We start from the raw sequence: 223 nt of genomic DNA on the forward strand, positions 1-223 counted from the left end.
CACACCCGCGCGTTCGACGACACAGTGGCATGGCTGGCCTGCCAGACCTCCAGAACGGCGGTGCGGCAGCTGCTGCGGATCGCCTGGCCCACCGTCGGCGCGATCATCACCCGGGTGTCGGCCGATATCGACGCCCGGGTCGACCGGCTGGCGGGGTTGCAGCGGATCGGGATCGACGAGATCTCCTTCCGGCGCGGTCAGAACTACCTGACCGCGGTGGTCG

Annotated in this window: 1 protein-coding gene; it reads left to right on the forward strand. The window is 70.0% G+C overall.

Annotation, left to right across the window (positions count from 1 at the left end; genetic code table 11):
* A partial coding sequence (locus QQ657_RS56570; RefSeq protein WP_284750760.1) for a helix-turn-helix domain-containing protein occupies positions 1-223 on the forward strand: 223 nt, incomplete at both ends.

It is taken from the genome of Amycolatopsis ponsaeliensis (genome assembly GCF_030182635.1).
GTDB lineage: Bacteria > Actinomycetota > Actinomycetes > Mycobacteriales > Pseudonocardiaceae > Amycolatopsis > Amycolatopsis ponsaeliensis.